At 49.4% G+C, this 21110-nt stretch carries 15 protein-coding genes; 5 read left to right on the top strand and 10 right to left on the bottom strand.

Features of this window, described 5'->3' with window-relative positions; genetic code table 11:
- Window positions 1-188: 188 nt before the first annotated feature.
- Window positions 189-1391: a beta-helix domain-containing protein gene (locus tag ABWO75_RS10140; RefSeq protein WP_353185160.1), complete on the top strand. Its 1203-nt coding sequence runs from the start codon at window positions 189-191 to the stop codon at window positions 1389-1391.
- A 358-nt stretch (window positions 1392-1749) separates the two neighbouring features.
- Window positions 1750-4251: a cation-translocating P-type ATPase gene (locus ABWO75_RS10135; RefSeq protein ID WP_353185158.1), complete on the top strand. Its 2502-nt coding sequence runs from the start codon at window positions 1750-1752 to the stop codon at window positions 4249-4251.
- Window positions 4252-4426: 175 nt separating this feature from the next.
- Here the strand turns inward: ABWO75_RS10135 and ABWO75_RS10130 are convergent, their stop codons facing one another.
- From ABWO75_RS10130 to ABWO75_RS10110, 5 genes are all read right to left on the bottom strand, one after another.
- Window positions 4427-4912: a hypothetical protein gene (locus tag ABWO75_RS10130; RefSeq protein WP_353185156.1), complete on the bottom strand. Its 486-nt coding sequence runs from the start codon at window positions 4910-4912 to the stop codon at window positions 4427-4429.
- Between the two features lie 206 nt (window positions 4913-5118).
- Window positions 5119-6189, bottom strand: a complete 1071-nt coding sequence (locus tag ABWO75_RS10125; protein ID WP_353185154.1) for a hypothetical protein — start codon at window positions 6187-6189, stop codon at window positions 5119-5121.
- Between the two features lie 149 nt (window positions 6190-6338).
- Window positions 6339-7313, bottom strand: coding sequence for a hypothetical protein (locus tag ABWO75_RS10120; protein WP_353185152.1), 975 nt, complete (start codon window positions 7311-7313; stop codon window positions 6339-6341).
- A gap of 201 nt (window positions 7314-7514) precedes the next feature.
- Window positions 7515-8237, bottom strand: a complete 723-nt coding sequence (locus ABWO75_RS10115) for a hypothetical protein (RefSeq protein WP_353185150.1) — start codon at window positions 8235-8237, stop codon at window positions 7515-7517.
- On the bottom strand, window positions 8238-8807 hold the full coding sequence (locus ABWO75_RS10110) for an RNA polymerase sigma factor (protein WP_353185148.1): 570 nt from the start codon (window positions 8805-8807) through the stop codon (window positions 8238-8240).
- An 80-nt stretch (window positions 8808-8887) separates the two neighbouring features.
- Here ABWO75_RS10110 and ABWO75_RS10105 point away from each other — a divergent pair, with 80 nt between their 5' ends.
- On the top strand, window positions 8888-10891 hold the full coding sequence (locus tag ABWO75_RS10105) for a DUF7849 domain-containing protein (RefSeq protein ID WP_353185146.1): 2004 nt from the start codon (window positions 8888-8890) through the stop codon (window positions 10889-10891).
- Window positions 10892-10902: 11 nt separating this feature from the next.
- Window positions 10903-13527, top strand: coding sequence for a CHAT domain-containing protein (locus tag ABWO75_RS10100; RefSeq protein WP_353185144.1), 2625 nt, complete (start codon window positions 10903-10905; stop codon window positions 13525-13527).
- A 208-nt stretch (window positions 13528-13735) separates the two neighbouring features.
- Here ABWO75_RS10100 and ABWO75_RS10095 read toward each other — a convergent pair whose 3' ends face one another.
- Window positions 13736-15526, bottom strand: a complete 1791-nt coding sequence (locus ABWO75_RS10095; RefSeq protein ID WP_353185142.1) for an OmpA family protein — start codon at window positions 15524-15526, stop codon at window positions 13736-13738.
- Between the two features lie 147 nt (window positions 15527-15673).
- Between ABWO75_RS10095 and ABWO75_RS10090 the strand changes: the two genes are divergently transcribed.
- On the top strand, window positions 15674-16744 hold the full coding sequence (locus ABWO75_RS10090) for a branched-chain amino acid aminotransferase (RefSeq protein WP_353185140.1): 1071 nt from the start codon (window positions 15674-15676) through the stop codon (window positions 16742-16744).
- Window positions 16745-16787: 43 nt separating this feature from the next.
- On the opposite strand, the gene miaA is transcribed toward ABWO75_RS10090, so the two are convergent.
- The 4 genes from miaA to pdxA form a co-directional block, all read right to left on the bottom strand.
- Window positions 16788-17693: a tRNA (adenosine(37)-N6)-dimethylallyltransferase MiaA gene (gene miaA, locus ABWO75_RS10085; protein WP_353185138.1), complete on the bottom strand. Its 906-nt coding sequence runs from the start codon at window positions 17691-17693 to the stop codon at window positions 16788-16790.
- A gap of 7 nt (window positions 17694-17700) precedes the next feature.
- Window positions 17701-18294: an IS1096 element passenger TnpR family protein gene (locus tag ABWO75_RS10080; RefSeq protein WP_353185136.1), complete on the bottom strand. Its 594-nt coding sequence runs from the start codon at window positions 18292-18294 to the stop codon at window positions 17701-17703.
- A 66-nt stretch (window positions 18295-18360) separates the two neighbouring features.
- Complete coding sequence (locus ABWO75_RS10075; RefSeq protein WP_353185134.1) at window positions 18361-19767, bottom strand: CCA tRNA nucleotidyltransferase; 1407 nt, start codon at window positions 19765-19767, stop codon at window positions 18361-18363.
- A 9-nt stretch (window positions 19768-19776) separates the two neighbouring features.
- The gene (gene pdxA, locus ABWO75_RS10070; protein ID WP_353185132.1) at window positions 19777-20832 is read right to left on the bottom strand and encodes a 4-hydroxythreonine-4-phosphate dehydrogenase PdxA; all 1056 of its coding nucleotides are present in this window, start codon (window positions 20830-20832) and stop codon (window positions 19777-19779) included.
- Between the last annotated feature and the right edge of the window lie 278 nt (window positions 20833-21110).

Below are 21110 nucleotides of genomic sequence, written 5' to 3'. Positions count from 1 at the left end.
GATTTCTCCTCCGCAATACCTTACTGGTCACGGTCGTTCCATATTATTCTTCCACAAAAACCCCCTTTGGGGGGTACCGGGTGATACACCGCCGCTATACTTTTGCTCTTATCAAATGAAAAGGCAGTAGCGCTACACTACGCAAATCTCCATTCCCATAAAAAATATAAACCATAGAAGTAAAAGAAATGAAAACAACAATCCGAAAAATAAGCAGAAAAACATTAACCATGCTTTTGGCAGGAGCTATCCTGGCGAGCTGCACCAAGAACGATGACATCAACGACGACATCAATGTCGACGAAGACACAGGGTGTGCACTGGTCGAAGAATTTGTCAATACGGCCGTCCGAATCACAGAACCCACCACTTGGACAGCCGATAGAGTATATTTGTTTAAAGGTATCACCAGCGTAGAAATCGAATCCGAACTAACCATTGAACCCGGCACGGTTATGAAATTCGACAGCGGTTCTTCGATGGTAGTTCGTCCGGGCAAAAACGGCCGGATCATTGCCAACGGCACAGCGAATAAACGTATTGTGTTTACCTCGTATACGGATCGTACACATTGCGGAAACATACAGGCAGAGGGAGCTGACACCCAGCCGGCCAGAGGCGATTGGGGAGGCATTACGATCGATGGTGGAAACAACCATAGTTTTACTTACACAGATTTTCTATACGCCGGAGGTAGGGCAGGTGAAGGGACTTCTTCGGCGGTTTGGTTTGACAATGATGCGGGCGGCGCCTTTACCTTTGATCATTGTGTATTTGCGCATACACTTGGCGAGGACAAAAAATATTTGAATCCGGGAAGCCCGGGTATTTCTGCGACTTTCGAGGCCGTCTTTATACAACATCTACCCAATCCGGAAGTGATCCAATTTACCAACAATGTATTCTACGATAACGACGTTCCGATGGTGATCAATCCCTACTTCCCCGTGGATGCAAGCAATAAATTTCATAATCCTGATAATCCGGCAGAGCAGAATGATCGGAACATCATCCATATGTTCGGCATGGATCATCAGGAAGCTGATGTAACCTGGGGGCATACCGAAGTGCCGTATGTGTATACCGGGGGAAATTCCCATATAGCAAAAACACCGCATACCATAACGATCGGACCCAATGTTGTCGTTAAATTTCCAGGTGTCAGCGCCGGTATCAACGGGTGGGATGATATCCGCATCATCAACCTGCACCCCACGGCTACGCTCACTTCTTTTCACGACGACGCACATGGGGGCGATAGTAACGGCAATGGGACGGCGACTTCGCCCAGCATCGGCGATTGGGATGGCTTTGTTACCCGGGCGTCCTCCGGAAGGCGGGATGATGTATGGGCGGCAGGCGATAATATTTTGTATGCAGATCGCCCGTAGTAGTTGGGTGTTTGTTCACGCCCTTAGTTTTAGTTTTGGATAATGACACAATAAACTTAACAACTTGCCGCTACTACGAAAGAAAGGTTACCAATGAGGTAACCTTTCTTTTTGACACCAATTTAAACCCGACCATGTCTTTTCTGTCTGCGTGTCACCTGCCGAAAAGCATGATAAATCGATATTGGTTATTTCCACAGTCTGCAGGGCACGCTGAAATCCCATTATATGTTGGAAAAGAGCGGATGAATGCCCTCACAATTGGTACTGTGTTAATATCCGCCAAAAACTTAAGCATTTGACGGCTTTAATCTTACAAATAATCCGTAGTTTTAATCTGTCAGAACACACCCGGCCTATGCCCTATCACATTCCCGGCCACCTGAAAGGCCTCACCGACGATGAAGTAGCTGCTTCCCGGAAGCAATACGGCTATAATCAGTTAGATGCGGTCCGCAAAAACTCTTGGTTGTCGCTACTCGTCGACATCCTGAAAGAACCGATGCTTATCCTACTTATCGTCATTTCGTTGATCTACGTTTTGGTTGGCGACTATGGCGAGGCGGCATTTATGTTTGTAGCTATTGTTGCGGTCTCTGCTATCTCCTTTTACCAGGATAACCGCAGCAAAAAAGCATTGGAAGCGCTGGAAAAACTCAACGAGCCACTGAGCCGGGTGGTCCGGAATTCAACCGTCGTGGAAATTCCCACACACGAAATTGCGGTGGGCGATCTTTGCATTACGGAAGAGGGAAAAATAATCAACGCCGATGGGCGTATTCTACATAGCAATGATTTCTCCGTGAACGAAGCTTCGCTTACCGGCGAGAGCTTCTCCGTATTCAAGGATAGCCGGTCGGAAGACAACCAAGTGTATAGCGGCACCCTTACGGTTTCAGGACTGGCCGTTTTCGAGGTTACGAAAATCGGGAAGGAGACCCGTATCGGCAAGATTGGAGAATCCCTGCTGACCATAAAAGCAGCGCCTTCTCCCCTACAGCTCCAGATCACCAGATTCGTAAAAACGATGGCCATTGTCGGTATTGTCATTTTCCTGATGGTCTGTCTTTTCAGGTATCATCAGACCGGAGACCTCATTGCCAGCCTACTCAGTGGGCTTACATTGGCGATGTCTGTTCTGCCGGAAGAGATCCCGGTCGCTTTCACCACCTTCATGGCGCTCGGTGCCTGGAAGCTCATGCAGCAGGGCATCATCATCAAGCGAAGCAGCATCGTGGAAACGCTGGGCAGTACTACGGTTATCTGCACCGACAAAACGGGTACGATTACCGAAAATTCGATGCAGCTGATCAACCTGTATGTTTTCCAGACCGACAAGACATACGATACTCCGTCCTTCAACGACCCAGCGTTATCAACCCTCATCAGCTATGCGATGTGGAGCAGCGAACCTGCCCCATTCGACCCTATGGAGCGGACGCTGCACAATGTATATGAGCAAACACAGTCCAACGACCTCCGGGGTGACTACCGTATGTTCCATGAATATCCCCTCGAAGGGAAACCACCGATGATGACACACCTCTTTGAGGACACCCACAAAAACCGGATCATAGCGGCGAAAGGCGCTCCGGAGGCCATACTTAATGTATCCAGGCTTTCGGCCGATGAAAAGGAGCGGGTGAGAAACCGGATAAAAGCATTCGCAGCGCAGGGATATCGTATACTGGGTGTGGCAAGGTCAATATTTGAAGGAACCGAATTCCCCGAAAAACAGCAGGATTTTCCATTTGAATTTCTGGGACTGACAGTTTTCTATGACCCGCCCAAGAAAGGCATCAAAGACGTATTCCACCGGATTTACGAAGCTGGGATCGCCGTCAAGGTGATTACCGGTGATAATGCGGACACCACGAACGCCATTGCCGTTCAAGCGGGCATCGTTAGCGATACCCCGCCTGTAAACGGCGGCGAGCTCATCAATCGTTCGGAAGAAGAACTCATGCAACTCTCGGCGCGCACCACGCTGTTTACACGAATGTTTCCTGAAGCCAAGCTGGCCGTAGTAAATGCACTGAAAAAACGGGGCGAAGTAGTGGCTATGCTAGGCGACGGGGTAAACGATGGTCCGGCCCTGAAAGCTGCCCACATTGGCGTGGCCATGGGCAATAAAGGGACAGAAATTGCCAAATCAGCCGCTGCCCTGGTGATTACCAACGACGACCTCGGCAAGTTGATCACCGGTATAGCCGCCGGAAGACGGATATATACCAACATCAAAAAAGCCGTTCAATACATTATTTCCATTCATATACCCATTATCCTGACGGTGTCCCTGCCCCTGTTTCTGGGCTGGATATTCCCGCAGATCTTTACGCCGGTCCATGTGATCTTCTTGGAACTGGTGATGGGCCCCACCTGTTCCATTGTCTATGAGAACGAACCCATGGAACGGAACGCCATGCAGCGGCCGCCCAGGATCATGACCGACACGTTTCTGAACGGACGCGAGCTGATCATCAGTGTTGTACAGGGACTGGTAATCACTGCAGGGGTGCTGTTTGCCTATCAACTGACTGTTCAAAACGGCGGAAGCGAAGAACAGACGAGGGCGATGGTATTTACCACACTTATTTTTGCGAACATCCTGCTGAGCTTTACCAATCGCTCGTTCTTTTACAGTATTTTCGAGCGTCTTAGAAGCCGCAATCCCTTGCTCACCGGCATCACCGCGCTGGTTTTGATCATGCTCTTCGCCATCCTATATGTGGAACCGCTGTCCCGATTCTTTGATGTGACAGCGCTGCGTGCAACGGGATTGGGGGTTTGCTTTGCCATTGCGGCGGTTTCCGTGCTGTGGATTGAGGTTTATAAACTGTTCCGCAGAATGCGTTCCTAATTTGCTTTACCTTCTACTTATAAAATCCCTATTTAGGGGTTATGGGAGTGCATAAAACAGGGGTTTCCAGGAACGGCATTCAGTATAAACGCGCAAACTGCAGATCACAGGTTAACCCTACTTGATGCCGTTACGGGACTCCTAGCGTCATCGGTTACGGCCCCTGCCCCTGATATCAAAGTCCTATTTTAAAATGCCTGAACAGGTATCCGCCACCGATTCCTATGGAAATAGCGGGGTAGCCTTTATTAAACGGTATCATATAGTCGTATCCTACTTTACAATTGAACAGAAAAAATTCCGTATACAAATGCGGTGTAAACCGGAACTGGTTATTAAACTGTTTATTGAAATCAAACAGGTAACCGGCATTCAGGCCGAGGGCGAGTAAAAACAGCTTTTCATCGTCTATGATAAAGTATAGGGCCGTTGTCTGTGCCTGCAGACCTGACGGCACCCTGGCATTAGGTGAGGTGTAATCCACACCATAACTTATATCAAAAGGTCGGGTATTATCAAAGATCAAAGGAACATTGATGCCGGCCTGGAACATGGTTCGCTCTTCGTATTTTATCCCCACATTAACAACCTGTGCATGTGTTGTGTTTAAAAAAGGAATACCAAGTACAACAAAGACAATGAATTTATTAACGATACCCATACACACTTATTTTTGCTTAGCATCGAAATAAGTACATTGTCAACCGTTTTAAAAGACGGATAGCCCTTTGTCCAGCGTCGATAGGCAATGTACTTATTGAACAGGGCTAAGCTATCCAACCCTCCAAAGTTAAACACTTTCTGCTTCCGGAAATATCCCTGATATCCGGTAAAAAGGGGCTTTAACAACCTCCCTAGCTACCATTGCTACCAGACGTACCGGATACCGCCAATAAGCCCTCCATGCATCGAACGGACATCGTGGTCGCCCCCATGCCGGTACCATACCCAGCCGGGAGCATCCATGGAAACCACATCGTCGTCTGCATAGCTTACATTGGCGGTGGGACCGCCGAAGATCTCCAGGTGGTTTCCGAACCTGAAGGCCGGCAGTATTTTCAAGGAAGCCATGTGGGTGTACGTATCAAAATCGGTGGTCGTGCGCTGCACCGCTTCGACGTTTAGCGAAAACCGGCTTTTACTAACCAGGCGCGCACCAAGCCCACCCTCCAACGCATAGTCATATCCATCATTTCCGAAACGGTAGCCAATACCCAACACACCATACAATACACGGCCACCGGACCGGAAGACCAAACTCGCTGTGCCCGTTTCATCGACTTCAACGGCCATACTTTTCTGACCATTCCTGATCAGGTTAATCAGGCCCACGGGGTAATCGCTGCTGTCGGCAATATTCAGCAATCCGGCAAGCTGCACCCCTTTTACATTTTTTCCAACGTTAACCACCCCGGCGATCTGTGATCCGGTTTCTCCGCGTGCAATGTTGACTGCCCCTGCAAATTGGGCACCCCGAACCGACCGGGCCAGGTTAACTACCCCGGCGAATTGGGCCCCATGCACCTCTCCGGACCGGTTTGCTGCACCGGCGAGCTGAATCCCGGACATGGAACTGGCTACCTGATTGATAACACCGGCGGCCTGAACCCCGTAAAGTGTATTTCCAACCCGGTTGAATACACCGGCAAGCTGGACGTTGCGCACATCGGACCGGTTAATATTAAATACGCCGCCAAGTTCCAGCCCGGCGACTCCTCCAGTGTACCCACCGATGATATTAAGGGAGAACCGGCTCACAGCATGCGCGCTTTCGTTACCCAGTATACTGAGTCCGGGTACAAAGGAAATCTGGACGGGATGGATAGTGTCCCGCCTATCGGCGGACTGGGCCTGTATTGGTTTTACCTGGATTAAAATGGCCGATAGAATAATGAATAATGCGCTTCGGCTTGTACTTAGAATGTTAGTTGTCATCATATGCTTTTTCCATATATGACAACGACCTGGCGTTACCCCCTTACTACAATGCAAAATAAATCAGGACGGGTCAAATAATCGTGTCATCAATAAATAGCACGAAAAAGCCCGCCATCTGGCAGGCCTTTTATTACCGGTGTTTAACGCGACTACAAGTTATTCAACCAGTTGATATCCTGTTGTGTAGCCGGTTGCGGCGTTAACGTATAGGTTGCATTGGCGGTTATAGCGATGTGCTCCTGCTTTGCAAAATAGAGGTTATGCTGTGCATCCTTGGCAATCATTACTACGGCAATCTGTTCACCAATCGGAATATTGGGCGTTACGGAAAAGCTTTCGGTGCCAAACTGATTCATTGCCGGATCATAATTTAACCCGATAACGGCATTGATGTCTTCAAAAACCATTAACACCGCGACGTCCTGCAAGCCATTGGTTGACCCGGGTGTTAACTGAACATGTACAAAGGTCAGCTGGCTTGGCGGATAGTTCAGAAACTTATCCACATTTATCCAGCCAAATGCAGGAATAGTGAAGTCATAAGTATATGGACCGACCATACTCTGCGGAGATTCATCAAAGACCAGCCAGGTATAAGAATCGTCGTCCAGTACGTTGCCGTCAAACCGGGGGCCTTGGTTGAATAGGATCATCCCATTGGGATCAATCGAAGGATCACGCGGTAGTTTAACCTGAACAGGATTAGTACTCCATTGTCCATTTACCGGATTCAGCAACAGCGTATCCCCCTGTTGAATTGCCTGGATATATATTTCCCCACCCGACTCCAGCAGCTGGCCATTTGATTCTGTTGGGACACCGGCAAGCAACAGATCCCTTTTCGTGAGGATTTCGATGATACCAATCTCCACATCACCGGTGACCACATCGCCGTTTGTATTTACAAAGGCCGCTGCGGGGAACGTAATCTCCGTGCCACCGGCACCTGTGATGGAGAATCCGGCTGTGGCATTTCCAGTAAACAATTGAAGTTGGGCCACATGCTCATTTTCAAACGCCGTGGCATTGATCAGCTGCGGTTGAAAGGACGTTTCTTTATGACAGGCGTTGAATGCCAACGCCGATAGCGCGAAACCCGTGGATAAGAATAAAGACTTTTTCATGATTGTTGTTTTAAAGTTAAACCATTTTTGGCCGGGCTTTGACCCGGCGTCTGTTGTATTTATTCGTATATCCATACGGTAGGATAATTGTTACCCTCAATCCGTAATTAATTTAAAAAGTGGCCACAGGCTGCCCGGCAGGACAACTTTCATGAAAGAAGTTATAGATGATTCAAACGGTTTTCGACAGTGTATATCAGGCTATTGCAATTTACGAAGCAGTTTTTCCGCCTTTTCGTAATAAAGGCTGGATACCGTAACCTGTTTGGCGTAGTTTGCCGCCTGCTGTTCGTTTCCGATATGCCACAGCGCCACAGCCATAAAATAACGGGCGTCATCGGCAAATACCGACGGACCATCGGCAATGGACCGCAGCTGTGCCGCGGCGCGATGATAGTCCTGCTGCCCGATATGGCTAAGCCCCAAGAAGAACTGGTAACGGATAACGGTTGTGTCGCGCTGCACTAAAGCAGCCAACAACTTGGCGCTACGGTCATAGTCTGTCGCATTAAATGCCCGGGCGGCTTCCTCGTAATCAGTGTCCGATGCATCACCCCGAGTTACCGCCAGCGACATTTCTGGTAGTTGGTTGAAGTCTGTAGTAAACCATCCGAAAAAGTTAAATGCAACGAGCAGGCAGGCTGCGGCAGCCACCGGAATCAGCCAAGTAATCACCCGCCGTTTCTTCAGCGCAGGCCGGTCGGCAAAATGCTTGTCACTCACCTGTCGCAGTGTTTCCTGTAACGCAGGCAGCCCTTCCGCAGCGCGCCGGTGCTTACCGATAATTGCGTGAAGTTCTCGCTGATGATTGGTTTCCTCCCGCAGTGCCGCATTCCGTTGTAACTCCTGTTCGAAAACATGCCGCTCTTCCGGGGTTAGCAGTCCGTCCAAATAATCCTGAATATGTTCAAAATAATGCTCCATTTAACGTTCCTCCTGCTTAAATAACGGATGTGCCCGTACCAGTTTACCCAATTGAGCCATGCATTCGCTTTTTTTCTTTCGTAAGTACGCATAGGTTAACCCCAACTGCTCCGCTACCTGTTCCTGATGCTGCTTTCCCATACAGGCCCTGATGATCTCCCGGCATTTTTCACCCATAGTTTCCAGTACCTGCATCACAGTCGATTCGCGTTCGATCTGTTCGGCATATTGACGCGCTTCGGTCTCTTCATGCTGTTCAATAGTAAATCCGTCGTCCAGTGATTTTGTTACGGGACTTATTGATTTTTTTTTCAATGCATTCAGCCATTTCCGCTTACATACCGTAATCAGAAATGCTTCGAACGGACAGGTTAATGTAAATTTCCCGTCGGCACTCAACCGGTAAATAGCTGCCAGTGCTTCCTGCAGCACATCTGCCGCATCCGATTCATCACCATTATTATGGCAAATCATCCGGGTAACCTTACCGGCAAATTGCTGGTAAATTTCCGTAATCCCCTTACGATCGTTTTGCTGTAGGTAGTTGATGTATCGTTGGTCCGGATGCATAGGAGCGGCTTGTATGAATTGAACGCCCGTAAAAATAAAAAATTTTATTACTTTCAACCCTTAAAAGCAACCTGACAATCATGGGAATAAAACATTACCTGCTCTTTTTTTTTCCTTCCCTTTTCTTTTTTCAAGCGCACGGCCGGGAAGCCGACACTGTTGAGGCGCAGATAGCTGTGCAGTTCATCCGTGAACAAGCGGTGTTTACCGCCGAATTACCGGTTTTGCAGGGTATTCCCGGAGGCAGGCAGCCATTCTATACCTACCTTTGGGATTTTGGCGATGGCCATTTCAGTACAGCGGAAGCGCCAACGCATGTATATACCAAGTCCGGCGATTATGATGTGACACTCTATACGGTTAGCAATTATGACAACGGCCCACGTCCCAAACGCCCCACACGGAAAGTCAGGGTAGAGCCGGGCAACACCGGGGCGCAGAAAGTGACTTCAGCGGCGGAACAGCATTTCTTTTCGTCAAATGGCATTTTCCAGTTGACTAAAAATGCCAATGCACTGCCTGGCGAAGATATGGTCGTGGTTGCCGGAATAAAAACGAAAGAAAAAGGAAAAGTCTTCCTGCTCACCAATGAAAAAATTTTTGAATCCCCTGGATTTGTGTATACCGGCCAGTCGACTTACAACGGAGAGCAGTTGCTGCAATTGGAAGATTCCAAAATGCTGCAGGGATTATGGGCGGCCGTGCCCGGTGCAACGGTGACGCAAAGCGGAAGTCCTGATTATGGAATCCGGGAGGAACTTCAATTTACCGAAAAAGAGGCCATTTCCTATTTTTCAGATTTGTATGGCAGTTACAATACCGTTACTGCATATGATGTTGATGCCGCGACGGACGCGCAGTTTTCACTGATCAATTTAGCAATCACCCCTGAAATGCTGACCGACACCAATGCCACGGTAACCATTACGGGTGTGTTCCTCCCCGAAACGGGGCCAGCTACCGTGCATCGCCTTGATGTCCCTATCGTAACATCCCATGACCCCAACAAGATGTCTTTAAAACAATCGCGGCTCAGTTACCGTGCTTTATCCCGGCGCAAAGAACTCACCTACAAAGTGCAGTTCCAGAACGACGGAGAAGGTGATGCTAAGAATATCCGACTGGAAATTGAACTGCCGGAGGCATTGGACCCTGCAACATTTAAATTACTTAACCTATACCCGGCGGTTGATTCCTGCGCCACCGAAGGGCTGAGCTGCTATCAGTACCATATTAAAGGTGTGGACACATTGGTATTTCAATTTAACAACATTGCGCTGCCTGGCTCAAAAGCACCCGATGTGCACGATAAAGACAGTACCCGTGGTTTTATACGCTTTACTGTTCAGCCCCGAAAGAAGCTGCCTAACCGTCCGTTCCGGGGGCAGACAAATATTTTCTTCGATAAAAATGAACCTATTACCACTAATTTCGCCACCGGGAGATTCCGGAAAGGCTTTTCTCCGATCGTCTTCGCAGGCTATCACCATTTCCTGCAATCACCTGAACGGGAGGACATCGGAAATGTCGACAATCCGGCAAGGACGAATCTGAAGAACGGGGCATTATTGGGTGTCGGACTGGCGCCCATCGCACCTTATCGTAAACTGTATTGGCAGGTAGAACTTTATGCCAATACGTATTCATTTACTGAATCGCGCACCATTTTTGAATACGGCACTATCCAATACCGGATACCAGACAGTGATCGTATACAAACTGTTGAATATGAGCGATACGATCGCGACACTGAGACTAAGTACCTCCAATTGCGCATCGTTCCGCTGCATATCCGCTATAATTTCAACAGCTGGTTCTCGGCCGGCCTCGGTGCCCTTGCCAATGTAACGTTCAATACATCACATCGTGAGGAACGCACATACAATTTGATTTTAGCAAACGGAGAAACAACGGTACAGCAACCGCAGAAAGTGGATCGGCTACCTGCAAGCAGGTTAGGTCTCCAACCCTTTGTCGATTTTAATTTCGGTCGGACTTATCTCGGACCCGTATTGGGCCTACGGTACGTGTATGGGGGTAATCAAGGACAATTTGGGCAGTTGTATGCGGCCTGGCGACTTTAACGAGCTTGCCCATGCCTGGTCTATTTCCATCGGTTACTTATCTGCGACTCATCGGTTTTATACTGGTGTCCTGTATTGCCTGCCGGCAACCGGATAATATCCCCGAAAGGGCGTTGCAAGTTACGGTTAGTACAACCGATACTGCTTCGGTGCTACTGAAGCTGGAAGAACTGGGCAACATCGCCTACGACCATCCTGAGCAGTTTATTCACCGCCCAGATTCATTTTTGCAACTATTGCCGGCGATGCCTACTACATTGGAAGGAAAAGAAATGTATGCCTGGCTATTGCTAAACGTGGGTTATGCATTACGCGAACATGGCAATCTGCAGGAAAGTGCCCGTTATTATGAGCAAGCGATGGACTATTGCCTGGCAGAGCGGCTGACTGAACCGGACTTTGTATTGTATATCGCGAAACCGCTGGGCAACCTATATACGCAAATCGGCGACCTGCAAAAGGCATTGCATATCCATCAGCAAGCGATCTCCCGGATTAACAGAACCCACAACACCGCTGATCTTCCCGCCTTATATGGCAATCTGGCGATCGTATATGAGCAGATTGGTCAACCGGACAGCCTGTTGCAGGCATGCCGCTCGGGCCTGGCCTACCTTGCGCCGGAAAGTACACAGGCCGCATTACTATATAACAATATGGCCCGGTGTTATTACGGACAAGGTGTTGTCGACAGTACCAGGTATTACAACCGCCGTGCAATTGACATTTTTTCGCAACGGGAGCTCCGCGGCGATACGCTGATCTGGTATGCATCAGCGCTACACCAACAGAGTTTACTTGAGTTGCATCAGCAATCGCCCGAAAGGGCACTCCGCTCCATTAACCAGGCAATTGGCCTGGCTGAACAGCACTTTCCGACCAGCAAACAGCGCGATAAAGCCAAATACTATTATGCCCGTGGCAATCTCCAGCTATTCTTCAAGCAACCACAGGCAGCACAGCGGGACTTCAAGAAAACGCTATCGCTTTTTGCTCCTTTGACGGAATCCGCTCATAGTTTCCCGGATTATGCCTTTACCGAGGCACTGTGGGGGCTGGCGCGGACACACACTGTACAGCAAAGCGATTCGGCCGATTATTATTATGCCAAGGCCGTTGAAAACGCATACTATACACAGCAGTTGATCGTCAGCAGCGAGAGTCAGTATCAAAACTCGGCCTGGAGCCGCCAGTTGCTGAGCGAAGCAATGGCCTATTTATGGCAATCGTACAGTAGCGCCCCTGCAGCCAGGCGACAGCCTATCGCCGAAACGATGCTATGGATAACTGAGCTTTCCAAGGGCCGGCAACTGCTGCAGGAAATCAACCGCACGGCACAATGGGCCCAGGACAGCACCGACCAATCACTGCATCGGCACCAGTTGCAGCACCTGTATCAAACCCTGGCCGCAGAAACCGATGCGACCACGAAACAGCAGCTTACCGCAGCCGCAGAGCAGCTGGCTTTTCAATTCCAGCTTTCCGAGAATCACTTCGCCCAGCAGTTCACGCCACCGGATTTTACCTCCTTCATGAAACGCATGCGATCTATTTCCGATTCGATTACCACCCTGAGTTATTTTATCGACGGAAGCGGCAACGGCTATATCCTTTCTCTTGCCAACGAACAGGCAACTGCCCATCAGCTGCCGTCGACAGTAATCGAGACCATGCAGATACCCGAATTTATCAGCACCTACTTCGGGGCTACGCCGGATGCTTATGATAACAACCCGGCCCGGTACCGGGAGCGGGCTACCCAGCTTGCCAATGCCTGGCTACCCATACCGGAAAAAGCCGAAGAACGACTGATTCTATCGCCGGACGGCATATTGCATGCGCTTCCATTTGATGCGTTGGTTGCCGGTAATCGTTTCATTGCCGAGACCCGCGCAGTTAATTATACGTACACCTTCCTGCTCAATACGGCAACGGAACAGCTACCAACCTACAACGCACCGGTTACATTGGTAGCCAAACAGCATTATCCCGGTGAAGACCTCCGTGATCTGTTTTATGTAAAAGTCGAAGCCGATTACCTGGCCGATCATTTTATTACGACAGCATATCGGGACAAGGCTGCGACAGACGATGCATTTTTTGCCTCCCTGATGGAAGGTTCAGTCGTTCATCTCTCGGCGCACGCCGTTGCAGATGGGCAAACGCCACCCTACATCGTACTGAATCAACGGATTACACTGGATAAATTGAAGTATTCGGCGGCCAAAACCCCGCTCATCTTTTTATCCGCCTGCCAGACGGCTACCGGACAGCTGCTCCCCGGAGAAGGCGTTGAGAGTCTGAATAAAGCATTCCTGAGCAAAGGAATTAGTGGCGTGGTAGCAGCACATTGGCCGGTGGACGATGAAACCATGCCGGTAATGACCCGGTTTTTCTACGAATACCTGTCGCAGACCGGATCACCACCGCATGCCCTGGCGCTGGCCAAGCGCGCTTACCTGACATCGGAAAAACGCGCCGCACAAAATCCGTGGTATTGGGCGTCACTTAACTACACTGGTATGGATACCCAAATCCACCTTACCAAAAAAAACAACACCCTGGCCTGGACGGCGGTGTTGCTGGTGTTGGCGTTTGTCGGCGGAATATGGCGACTAACAGCTAGGCACAGGTAACAGGTTACGGTCTGAATACCCAGCGTACGGCAAATATCAGGAAGCCCATGAAGTGCCGGCACCCGAACCTGGCCATCCCCCAGTACGACAATTCCCTGCATTTTTCACTCCATCTGTGTTTCATTGCTTTGCTTTTTGCTGTTTACCGGAGCAACTGGTTTAGTTGCTCCGGTAAATCAGTAGTTAAATGCTGTGCGCGGAAGACCAATTAATACCTCAGGACTTTGATTTCAGTCCGGCGGTTTTCCTGGTGTGCCTCGTCACTACACGCTGCACCATTTGTGCATGTATTGAGCAATTGTGTTTCACCATAGCCCCTCGCCTCTACCCGGTTGCGGTCGATTCCCTGTTTTACCAGGTAATTAACAGCAGCCTCGGCCCGGCGCTGCGATAATTGCAGGTTATAAGCATCATTACCCCGGCTATCGGTATGGGAAGACAGTTCGATACGCAGCGTAGGGTTCTGCTGCATGATATTAACCACATTATCAAGCACGGGGGCTGCATCGGGACGGATATCGCTTTTATCAAAATCATACAGGATGTTTTTCACTACCCAGTTCGCACCGGCTTCCAGGGGGCAGACACCGAGTTTCAGGGTTACATACAGGGTTTTGCTACGGTCCAGTCCCGCGGTACTTACACGCTCGGTCTGTGAGTATTTTCCCGCCTGGTTAGCCACGATGTTATACGTTGCCTGCTGTTCCAATTGATAGATAAATTTACCCTCGGTGTCCGACGTCTGGCTCATGTTACGATCAGTAGTCGCGTTGGTGAGCATCGTATTGATTCCCGAAAGGTGTTGTTCGGTATCACATTCAACCGTTTCACCTATCAGTGTAAAGCGGGGATCATCATGCTGCAGTTCGCGGTAAATCAGTTCACCCGCTGCGCTAAAGTCTTCAGCGGCTATCGCAGCTTCTGTTGTCCGGATTCCATTTTTTTCCCCGGTAATCCGATAATTCCCCTTCGCTATCGCGCTCAGTCGTTCCGTTGCACCATTTGTATTCGTTAGTAGCACGTGTGTTCCCTCCGCTCCGGTAACGATCACTTTCACACCACTTAATGGCAGGCCAGTCTGTTTGTCATTAACGACCACCATAAGATCCTGCGTTACCTTTACCGGTGCTTCTTCCTGCTGGGTAACCGGAGGCAATGGCAATTCCGTCGCTGGTACTGCTTTCGGTTCTTTTTTACGGCCGAATGTATATTTAACACCACCTACGATATTGATCGCCTGTGTAAACGTATTGCGGGTTACGGGCCTGTCTGCATAATATTGACTCGCGTTTTCCACGTAAGTGTTGCTTGTTAACGGAACAAGTGGTTCATATTCCATGATGATAAAGTCATTGGATTCTCCTTTAAATTTCGGACCGATCAACGTAAAATAATCACCTTGGATGAACGCACTGAGGTGCTGCGTGATTTCGTAATTAAAGCGCACACCGCCAACACCCATCCAGGCAAAATGCCTGTTCGACTGGTTGATGGTTTGACGGATTACCTGACTATGGGTAACCGACGGACTCATAACACCGCCACCGCTGGTGTACGTGATGGTGCGCTGATAATTCGGGAACTGCCGGACATACAACCCGCCTTTTACAAAGAGCTCCGACGAAAACTTCGATATCGAAAACCGATACGTAGGTCCGATGGTCAGCCCGCCATACTGAAACCGCTTGCTTTTGTTAAATGAAGTGGCAATATGCCCGTTGCTGAAAAACACACTGTCGGCTCCCCATAGTGGATGCCGGATCGCACGTATATCAACACCTACACCAAAATTACCTTCAGTAAAATAGTAATCGGCGAATACGCCACCTACATACCCCAGGTTTGCCTGTGCGGTATCGCCGTGGTAATTGCCCAATGTTGGGCTCACACCGCCAAAAACGCCAACCTGCCATGGACCGCGGTCCTGTGCTTTCAGGTGAAGCAGGAAAAAAAATATACCGATGATAATCAGGGAGACAATGTGTAGAATCTTTTTCATGACATTACAATTTTTAAGGTGATACTTACCGTTGTTTTAATGTATATCACACAGCCGAAGCGTTTGTTACCCCTATGGCCGAAAAAGAAATGCATTTTTTGCAATCCGCTTTTTTTCCTAACTTGCACACCTAAGAATTATTCAGTTATGAGTGCGGTAGATACCCCGGCGATTCAGTTAGCGCGTACGCCAAAATCCAGGCTTTCACAGGTAGATTTTGATAACCTTCAATTCGGGCAGATCCTGTCAGACCACATGCTGGTGGCCGAATATGCAGACGGGCAATGGAAAGAGGTGAGTATTGTCCCTTACGGCGATATCAGCATCAGTCCGTCCACCTCGGCGCTGCATTACGGGCAGTCCATCTTTGAAGGAATCAAGGCCTACAAATTTGCCGACGGCACCGTCAGTATCTTCCGGCCGGATAAAAATCACGAACGTTTTAATAAATCGGCCGTGCGCCTGAACATGCCCGAAGTACCCGAGGAAATTTTTATGGGCGGGCTAAAAGCACTGATCAATCTCGACCGCGACTGGGTGCCAGCTACACCGGGGGCGTCCCTGTACATCCGCCCGTTTATGTTCGGCACGGAAGCTGCCTTGGGTGTACACCCTTCCCTGTCGTATAAGTTCATCATCATTACCGGACCGGTTGGCGCCTATTACAACAAACCCCTCCGGTTAAAAGTGGAAACCCAATTTACCCGTGCCGCCGAAGGCGGAGTCGGCTTTTCGAAGAATGCAGGCAACTATGCGCTGTCGTTGTATCCCACCCGACTCGCGCAGGAAGAAGGATTTGACCAGCTGATGTGGACGGACGCACAGGAACATAAATACATTGAAGAGGCCGGCACGGCCAACCTGATGTTCCGCGTCGGAGATACGATCATCACACCCTCGGGAGACACCATACTGCACGGCGTAACACGCCGGAGCATTGTCGAAGTAGCACGCCATTGGGGTTATCAGGCGGAAGAGCGTAAAGTCTCCGTTAAAGAATTGATTGATGGTATAAAAGACGGCACCGTTACTGAAGCGTTTGCTGCGGGAACCGCGGCTACGTTAACCCCGATTACCGAAATTGGCTACGAAGGCGAAATTTATACGTTGCCCGATCCTGCATCACGTGAATTTTCCAACAAGATACTGCAATACCTCAACGATATGCGGTATGGCCGTATTGCCGACGAATTCGGATGGAATTTCATTGTGGACTGATCGGTTACGTAATGCACCTGCCTGTTGAGACTTGTTCTACGACCTAATCAGCAGGTAACCGTTGCAGGTAGGAGATAATCTCCTGTACAGCCGTCGGTTCAAACCAACGGGTATCCGTATCCCGCCTAAACCAGGTGAGTTGCCGTTTGGCGTATTGTCGCGTATGTTGTTTTATTTTGTCAACTGCGGTTTCCAGTGTGTATTTTCCGTCAAGGTAATCGAACAGTTCCGCATATCCAACGGTGAGCAAAGGCGGCCTACTCCGAAAGGGAAGCAATGATCTGGCTTCGTCCAATAATCCATTAGCCATCATCGCATCCACGCGCTCATTAATCCGCTCATACAGGTGTTCCCTGTCGGTTGTTAATCCGATTTTCACCACTGAGAACGGACGCTGCTGCTGATTTTTCAACCGAAAGCCTGAAAATGGCTTTCCTGTTGTTTCATAGACTTCAAGCGCGCGGATTACGCGCTGAGGATTGTGAATGTCTGCCGATGTATAATAGTCCGGATCAACCCGTCTCAGTTCTTCCTGCAGGTACGCCAATCCTTTTTCACTGTGCAGCGCATTCAGCCGTTCACGTATCCCGGCCGCCGGTGTGGGCAGGTCATCCAGTCCCCGGCACACCGCTTCCACGAATAGACCGGATCCGCCGACGAGAAGAACCCGATCGTGTTTCAGAAAGAGCCGATCCAGCAGTTCAAGGGCATCCCGCTCAAAATCTCCTGCCGAATAAGGTTCTGTTACGCTGAGCGTATCGATAAAATAATGGGTTACAGCAGCCAATTCATCAGATGTGGGTTTGGCTGTACCGATATTCATTTCACGGTAAAACTGTCGCGAATCCGCCGATAAGATCACCGTATCAAATGCGTTAGCCACTGCTATGGCCAGGGTCGTTTTACCAATGGCAGTGGGACCAACAATACAGACTAAGGTCTTTGCCACGTGTCACTTAATATTCTTCCTCATACCCTTCGTTTCCCCCTTCTTCGTTATCGGTATCGCTCTTTCCACCTTCATCTTCGGTATCATCGAGCATATCCAGGTCCTCAGCTTCGTCAATCCCGTATTCCGTTTCATTCAGGAAATCGTACTCATCTTCTTTTTTCGCCGACTCACCGGGAACGACGACAGCTCCGGGCAGTTTCGGCACCTGTCCGACACTTCTGAATAGCGCAGGGTACGCTTTTCCCTCTTCCTCTTTGAGTATTTTGATCAGCTGTACATGGAAATCAAACGGACGGTCAAAATTGTACACGTAATAAAACTTCTGGTGCGGATCATCAATAAACCGATTAAGACGTGAGTTCTCCATCAGGATAACTCCGCGTTCCGCTTTTCGTGCATTCGGTAGATAAGCGATTTCATCTCCCTTCTTCCATTGGTCATTGCTGACATAAAATGACGAAGATACCTCGGGATTGTAACCGGTAGCCGTGTGTAACGCCCGGTGCAGATCCAGAAAGGTCTGTTTGGGCAATATGTCGATCTCCCGCAATACATCATCGTAATCCTCAAAAGAAATCCTAAACCGATAAATAGCCATAATATCTCGAAGTGTCTGTTTTTGTAATAAATGCGAATATCAGAAAATAATAGGAATTTTGAAATCCTAACCTTTTGCTGTTAGTCCCAGCGATTCTCCCTTTGTGATGATAAACCGGAATGCATCTTCTCGGTTATTGGCTATTTCACCTTCTAAAATGGCTTCCCGGAGCGCATTTTTAATGACGCCAACAATCCGGCCCGGCTTTAGTCCGAACGCATCCATAATATCCTCCCCCGTTACCGGCGGCTGCCAATTCCGGATCTGGTCGCGTTCCTCCACATCGCGGAGTTTCTGTTTAACCAATTCAAAGTTCTGTCGGTATTTTTTCTTTTTATAGTCGTTCTTGGTCGTTACATCGGCATGGCAGAGCATCATCAGGTCGTCAATATCATCGCCGGCCTCAAACAGCAGCCGCCGCACCGCAGAATCAGTAACAACGTCCTGTGCCAGCACGATAGGCCTCAGGTGGAGCAGGACCAGCTTCTGCACGAATTTCATCTTTTCATTCAGCGGAAGTTTAAGCTCGGCAAACAACTTCGGTACCATCCGCGCACCCCGGTCTTCGTGCCCGTGAAATGTCCAACCGTGTCGTTGGTCAAAGCGTTTGGTCGCCGGTTTGGCAATGTCGTGCATGATAGCTGCCCAGCGGAGCCAGAGATCGCCCCCCAGTTCCGTCACATTGTCCAGCACTTCCAGCGTGTGGTAAAAATTATCTTTGTGCCCTTTTCCATTGACTACTTCCACGCCATGCAAATTGGCCATCGCCGGAAAAATCAACCGCAGGAGTCCGGTATCAAAAAGGTAATTGAATCCGATCGATGGCTTATCAGCCAATACAATCTTGTTCAATTCATCAATAACACGCTCACGTGAAATGATTTTTATCCGCTCCTTGTTAGTTGCTATGGCCCGGATAGCCCTGATATCTATTTTAAAATTAAGCTGAGTAGCGAAACGAATGGCCCGCATCATCCGCAGCGGGTCATCAGAAAACGTTTCATTTGGATCGAGCGGGGTACGAATCACCCGGCGCTGAAGATCAGCTACGCCGTCAAAAGGGTCGAGCAATCGGCCAAAGTCCGGCTTATTCAACGACAGCGCCATCGCATTGATGGTAAAATCGCGCCGGTTCTGGTCATCCTCCAGTGTGCCATCCTCCACCAATGGCTTACGTGAATCCGCCCGGTACGACTCCCGTCGGGCACCCACAAACTCAATCTGGAGATCGCCATAGCCCAGCATGGCCGTCCCGAAGTTTTTATAGACGTTAACCTTCGTGTCCAATGCTTTACCTACCCGTTGTGCAAATTCAATACCGCTGCCCACTACGACGACATCAATATCATTCGCTACGCCACGATTCATCAGTCGGTCGCGCACAAAGCCGCCAATTACGTAGCATTCCACGCCGCTTTCTGCGGCAACCGTACTTAGCAGCGAAAAAATGGGGTTTGCCAGCCAATCACTCATACATGCGCATTAATCCCGGTCGCGTGCCAGGCGCCGCGCCACCAATGGGTTTTCCAACAACACTTCCTGTTCCCTCCTCCGCTGCACAATATGGACGGCAGCAAATATGGCCTCCCGGAACGAAGCCTCAGATGCGACATTCTTGCCTGCAATATCGTATCCGGTACCGTGGTCAGGTGACGTACGGACAATCGGAAGCCCGGCGGTATAGTTCACCCCGCTCCGCGAAGCGATATGCTTAAACGGGATCAATCCCTGATCGTGATACATAGCCAATACTGCGTCGAATTTCGTGTAGGTATCCTCGGCAAAAAAGCCGTCAGCCGCATACGGTCCAAAGCAGAATACGCCCTCCTGCTTTGCCCTTTCTACAGCTGGCGTCACGATCTCCCCATCTTCCGTACCAATCAGTCCGTGATCCCCGGCATGTGGATTCAAGCCCAATACGGCAATTTTTGGCTTTTCAACCCAGAAATCCTTTTTGAGGCTTTCGTTCATCAATTTCAATTTGGCGACAATACCTGCCTCGCTGATGCCGGCGGCAATATCCTTCACTGGCACATGTCCGGTAACTACGCCCACCCGGAGGTCGTCGCTTACCATAAACATCAGCACGTCTCCCGACTGCGTACGGGATTGCAGGTATTCGGTATGCCCCGGAAATGAGAATCCTTCCTGCTGGATATTATGTTTGTTGATGGGGGCCGTTACCAATGCATCCAGTTTGCCTTCCAGCAGGTCGTCGGTAGCGTGTTTCAGTGAAAGGAATGCATACTTCCCCCCTATCTCATTTTCTTCTCCCAGGTTAATCTGTACATCTTCCTGCCAGCAATTAATTAAATTGGGACGTTTGTCATTTGCCTGTTCCGGCGTATCAATCACCTGAAAACTGAAATCGTTTATCCCCAATGCCTTGCGGTGAAAAGAGGTTACTTTGGTGTTTCCGTAAACAATCGGGGTAAAATACTCCAATATTCTACTGTCCATCAATGTTTTAATGATCACCTCCAATCCGATACCATTTACATCGCCGATGGAAATACCTATCTTTAGTCTGTCGCTCATATCCGTTTTGTGCTTTGGCTACCAAAAATAGAAAAAATTGACTGATCGGCAATTTAAAACATTTACGGATGGAGCGGATCAATGGTGTACGGTACGGCGCAGCGTAGGACGGGGAGCTGACCTCAGACCGGCCAGTGGTCGGCTCCGGACCGGCTAGGGGTTGGCTTCGGAACTCGTTCGGTGTTTGTTTGAAGCTCCGTCAGTGCTTGGTTGAAGCTTGGTCGAAGCTTGGTTGACATTTTCCCGATAACCGCCCGACCAAGCTTCGACCAAACACC

The sequence above is a fragment of the Parapedobacter lycopersici genome (assembly GCF_040395035.1).
Taxonomy (GTDB): domain Bacteria; phylum Bacteroidota; class Bacteroidia; order Sphingobacteriales; family Sphingobacteriaceae; genus Parapedobacter; species Parapedobacter lycopersici_A.
Note: the sequence above shows the minus strand (reverse complement) of the source record. Positions and strands in the feature narration are given on the sequence as shown.

Bases quoted from the DNA above. Each gene is read 5' to 3' on its own strand.
- ABWO75_RS10115 (WP_353185150.1), bottom strand. From the start codon at position 8,237: ATGGAGCATTATTTTGAACATATTCAGGATTATTTGGACGGACTGCTA.
- ABWO75_RS10075 (WP_353185134.1), bottom strand. From the start codon at position 19,767: ATGAGTGATTGGCTGGCAAACCCCATTTTTTCGCTGCTAAGTACGGTT.
- ABWO75_RS10100 (WP_353185144.1), top strand. From the start codon at position 10,903: ATGCCTGGTCTATTTCCATCGGTTACTTATCTGCGACTCATCGGTTTT.
- ABWO75_RS10090 (WP_353185140.1), top strand. From the start codon at position 15,674: ATGAGTGCGGTAGATACCCCGGCGATTCAGTTAGCGCGTACGCCAAAA.
- ABWO75_RS10080 (WP_353185136.1), bottom strand. From the start codon at position 18,294: ATGGCTATTTATCGGTTTAGGATTTCTTTTGAGGATTACGATGATGTA.
- ABWO75_RS10135 (WP_353185158.1), top strand. From the start codon at position 1,750: ATGCCCTATCACATTCCCGGCCACCTGAAAGGCCTCACCGACGATGAA.
- ABWO75_RS10120 (WP_353185152.1), bottom strand. From the start codon at position 7,313: ATGAAAAAGTCTTTATTCTTATCCACGGGTTTCGCGCTATCGGCGTTG.
- pdxA (WP_353185132.1), bottom strand. From the start codon at position 20,832: ATGAGCGACAGACTAAAGATAGGTATTTCCATCGGCGATGTAAATGGT.
- ABWO75_RS10105 (WP_353185146.1), top strand. From the start codon at position 8,888: ATGGGAATAAAACATTACCTGCTCTTTTTTTTTCCTTCCCTTTTCTTT.
- ABWO75_RS10110 (WP_353185148.1), bottom strand. From the start codon at position 8,807: ATGCATCCGGACCAACGATACATCAACTACCTACAGCAAAACGATCGT.
- ABWO75_RS10125 (WP_353185154.1), bottom strand. From the start codon at position 6,189: ATGATGACAACTAACATTCTAAGTACAAGCCGAAGCGCATTATTCATT.
- ABWO75_RS10095 (WP_353185142.1), bottom strand. From the start codon at position 15,526: ATGAAAAAGATTCTACACATTGTCTCCCTGATTATCATCGGTATATTT.
- ABWO75_RS10130 (WP_353185156.1), bottom strand. From the start codon at position 4,912: ATGGGTATCGTTAATAAATTCATTGTCTTTGTTGTACTTGGTATTCCT.
- ABWO75_RS10140 (WP_353185160.1), top strand. From the start codon at position 189: ATGAAAACAACAATCCGAAAAATAAGCAGAAAAACATTAACCATGCTT.